Here is a 3,434-nt window from a genome sequence, read left to right as displayed (position 1 = left end):
GGGGGGGGGGTACCCCACCCCGGAGGGGCCCGGGCCCGACAACCCCGCCCCCCCTCGTGGTCGCCGTCGGCGTGCCGGAAGGCCGACGTGGACAGCGCGGGGAGTCCGCCGCGGACAGAGCCTGACCAGCCGCTTCGCCGACCGGGCGGCCGTTGTCATTGGTTGAACCAATGTTCCTTGAGCGACAAGCGGGGAAGTGCTGGCAGGGGCATGGCGGGGGGCGCATAGTGGGCGCGAAGCCGTGCGTCGTTCGCACCTGGACTCCCTGGGGGTAGTCGCGTCCATGAGCAGAGCCCAGCAGCCCTCCCGCCGCAGTGTCCTCGGCGCGGCCGTCGCCGTCGCCGTGAGCGCGGGGGCGGTCTCCGCCGTTCCCGCCGTCGCCTCCCCGGCCCTGCGGCACGGCGGCGCCTCCGGCCGTCCCGTCGAGTACCACGCCTGGACCTCGTACACGGACTGGCGACAAGGCACCGCGCACGGCGTCCGCGCCGTCGCCGGCTCGCGGCCCGGGATCGTGATCGGCGCGCCCGCGGGCCGCACCGACTACACCGACCCGCACACCGGCACCACCGCGACCTGGGAGTACGCCACCTGGACCTCGCCCGTGCACCGGCTGAGCGTGCCCGCCACCGAGGTCATCGCCTCCTGGAACGCGCACACCCCCGAGGGCACCTGGCTCCAGACCGAGCTGAGCGGCACGTACTCCGACGGCACCGCGACCCCCTGGTACGTGATGGGCCGCTGGGCCTCGGGCGACCAGGACATCCGGCGCACCTCCGTGGACGACCAGAGCGACGGCAAGAGCTCCATCTGGACGGACACCTTCGCCATCGACGACGCGAGCACGGGACTGCGCCTGATCTCGTACCGGCTGCGCCTCACCCTATACCGCGAGCCCGGCACCCACGCGACCCCCACGGTCCACCGGGTCGGCGCCATGGGCTCGGACATCCCCGACCGCTTCACCGTCCCCGCCTCCGCCCCCGGCCTCACCCGCGAACTCGCCGTCCCGCGCTACTCGCAGGAGATCCACAAGGGCCAGTACCCGCAGTACGACAACGGTGGCGAAGCCTGGTGCAGCCCCACCTCCTCGGAGATGATCGTCGAGTACTGGGGTGCCCGGCCCACCCCCGAGCAGCTCTCCTGGGTCGACCCCGCCTACGCCGACCCCCAGGTCTGCCACGCGGCCCGCTCCACCTACGACTACCAGTACGAGGGCTGCGGCAACTGGCCCTTCAACGCGGCCTACGCCGCCTCCTACTCCGGCCTCCAGGGCGTGATCACCCGCCTCACCTCCCTCACCGACCTGGAGACCCTGATTGCGGCCGGCATCCCCGCCATCACCTCCCAGTCCTTCCTCAAGACGGAGCTGACCGGCGCGGGCTACGGCACCTCCGGACACCTCATGACCGTCATCGGCTTCACCGCCGAGGGCGACGTCATCGCCAACGACCCCGCCTCCCCGAGCGACGACGCGGTGCGCCGGGTGTACGCACGGCGGGAGTTCGAGAACATCTGGCTCCGCACCAAGCGCTACAACGCCTCCGGCCAGGTCGCCTCGGGCACCGGCGGCGTCTGCTACCTGTACTTCCCGGCCGACCCGACACCAGGCCAGCGCCGGGCGCTGGCGGCGGTCGGCGTTCGCTGACTGGGGGTTCGCCCGCACCGATCGGCGCCGGCGTGCGGCCCGTCACTGAATCCAGTCGACCGGAGGGCACACACCCCGTGTCCGCTCGGAGCCTCCTTCGCGTCGTCCGCTCGGAGGGCCGGGTCGCACGGTGTCGTCACGCGGGTAGAGCGGAGCGGTACACAGGTAATCGGGCGCTCGCCAGGCGGAGTTGACGGTGCCGTCCGGCGCGCGGTCCCTCGTGTGCCGGACGGCCCGGCTCCAGTCGGGGAAGCCCCCGGGCTCCGCGACGGCGAGGTGGGACCGAGCACGGTGCCGGGGTTTCGCCCGCCGTCTGCCGCCCTGCTTCAGTACGGAGGTGCGGCGGGCTGGTGGGGGTGGGTGACCGTGATCGGTCCATCCGACGAGCACGTGGCGTACCGGTTCGGCGGCGGCCACGGCCGTCGCCGCCCTCCTCGGTGCCCGCGAGGCCAAGCACGCTTCTTCCCACGCTCGTTCGCGGCTCCGCGGCGACAAGGGAACGGCCCGGTCGCCGGGTGCGACGCCCCGGCACCGGACAGACCCCTGCCACTCCGCTGAAGTTCCGTGCTGGAGAAGAAGATCCCCGAAGACGGCTGGTCGCCTCGGCCGAGCTGATCGGGCAGGGCATCGACCCGTTCCCGGACACCGGGCACCGACAGCGCCACTGCGCCCACCCTGCACCAGGCAGTGCGGGCGGTCACGCCGTGCGCCCAGGTCGTCTACGTCGAACTCGCTTGTCAGCGGCCGGACTTCACTCGCCCGATCGTCCCTTCCTTGATCGCCCTCATGCACTTTCCCCGACTCCGAGGGCCCCCTCCGGTCTCACCCGCCCCCTGGTCGACGCCCTCCCGTCGGGCGGCTACCTGTTCCTCTCCCGCGGCACCGCCGACCAGCACCCCGAATTCGAGGACCGGGTCTGGGACAGGCACAAGGAAGGCGCGGACCCCCTCCGCATACGCACCCGCGGAGTCGGGGGCGGCTGAGGGTGCGGTCGTGGAGGCGTTCCGGAGGCTCGGTTGACGGGTGGGCGGACGGCCCCGGCGGTCGTGGGCACGGCCGTGGACCGCTCCCCGTTCCCTACCGCACGCCGGGTAGGGCCCGGGACGGCCATCTCCGGCCGCGAAGGCGGTCAACTTCCTTGTGGGGATGGGTGGTTCACGCAGACACCCACTCAGGAGCCGGGCTTCGGGCCACCGCCCTCCCGGTCATGCCCTAGCAAAACGCGCTGGGCGGGGAATGTAGCGACACGCCGCGAGGCGGGCGTGAGGAGGCGTCAGAGGATCACTCTAAGAGGCTAATTGTATGTCAATCTGTTTGTATTTATGGAGATTTCAGAGTCAAAACGTGCCCCGGAAGCGGCGTGTGGGCTGGATAAATACCCCGATCAGCCCCTATGGAGCCAGATTCCCGGCATTTCCGGAATGACAGGCGTGAGGCGGGTCGGTAAGTTTCAACACGTACCGGCTGAGGAGCCGGTGTCACACGACAGGAGAAGGCACATGAAGATTGCCCGTTCCACCCTTGTCACCGGCGCCATCGCGGCCGCTGCCGCCATGGCCGCGACCGGTATCACCTACGCCTCGGCCGCCTCCGGCGCCGTGTCCCAGGAAGCCCCGGCCGTCGCGGCCGCGGCGCCCTTCGGCGGCAGCGGCAACGGCAACGGCAACGGCCAGAGCAAGGGCAATGAGGGCAAGGGCAACGAGGGCAGGGGCGACAAGGGCGGCGACCACGACTACGACGAGGGTCGCATCCAGGTCAACGAGCGCTCCTACTCCTCCCGCGCCGGCGA

The 3,434-nt window shown here is 71.4% G+C and carries 1 protein-coding gene and 1 pseudogene; both read left to right on the top strand.

Annotated elements, in window-relative coordinates; genetic code table 11:
- The first annotated feature begins 283 nt into the window (after positions 1-283).
- Positions 284-1,645: a peptidase C39 family protein gene (locus tag ACWEEU_RS30545; RefSeq protein WP_451736914.1), complete on the top strand. Its 1,362-nt coding sequence runs from the start codon at positions 284-286 to the stop codon at positions 1,643-1,645.
- A gap of 1,499 nt (positions 1,646-3,144) precedes the next feature.
- Positions 3,145-3,434 (top strand): annotated as a pseudogene (locus tag ACWEEU_RS30540) (hypothetical protein); the annotation flags it as partial.

Source organism: Streptomyces sp. NPDC005004 (assembly GCF_053600675.1).
The sequence above is the reverse complement of the archived record's forward strand: the minus strand, read 5'-3'. Positions and strand labels throughout refer to the sequence as shown.